Raw genomic sequence first — 733 nt, 5'->3', positions numbered from 1 at the left:
CGACAACGGCGCGGGTAAATCGACGCTGACTAAAGTGCTTTCTGGCGCGGTGGTGCCCACCAGCGGCAGCATTCGCATCGACGGTGAACAGCAACACTTCACCAATCCGGCCGATTCGCGCCGCTGCCACATCGAAATGGTCTATCAGGATCTGTCGCTGTGCGACACGGTGGACGTCGCCGGAAACCTGTTTATGGGGCGCGAGCCGATGAAAAGCGTGCTCGGCATTCCCTTTCTCGATCAGGCAAAAATGCACGCCGAAGCGCGCGAGATGCTGAAAGGTTTGGGCATTTCCATTCCGGATACGCGTTTGCTGGTGCGCAACTTGTCGGGCGGGCAACGCCAGGCGATTGCCATTGCGCGCGCCGCTGCATTCGAACCCAAAGTGCTGATCATGGATGAACCGACCGCCACATTAGCAGTGGCAGAAGTGGAAGCGGTGCTGGAGCTGATCCGTTGTGTCTCAGCGCGCGGAGTCAGCGTCATCCTCATCACCCATCGCCTGCAGGATCTGTTCCTGGTATGCGATCGCATCATGGTGATGTACGAAGGCACCAACGTGGCGGATCGACGCGTGGCGGATACCAGCCTTAGCGATATCGTTAATTTGATCGTGGGTGAGAAATTTACCGCTCATTCAGCGGCTGCACACTGAGGTAACGGGATGAGCATCATGAATTTAAGCAGTTCGCGCATGATCCAGCATTCGCTACCGCGTCGCCTGCTGCACAAC

At 57.4% G+C, this 733-nt stretch carries 1 protein-coding gene; it reads left to right on the top strand.

The window, feature by feature from the left end; genetic code table 11:
* Nucleotides 1–655, top strand: a 655-nt coding sequence (locus RTY00_RS20165) for an ATP-binding cassette domain-containing protein (protein ID WP_312665808.1), incomplete at its 5' end; no start/stop codon positions are given.
* Between the last annotated feature and the right edge of the window lie 78 nt (nt 656–733).

Origin of the sequence: Pantoea sp. CTOTU49201 (genome assembly GCF_032054795.1) — a bacterium.
GTDB lineage: Bacteria > Pseudomonadota > Gammaproteobacteria > Enterobacterales > Enterobacteriaceae > Pantoea > Pantoea symbiotica.
Note: the sequence above shows the minus strand (reverse complement) of the source record. Positions and strands in the feature narration are given on the sequence as shown.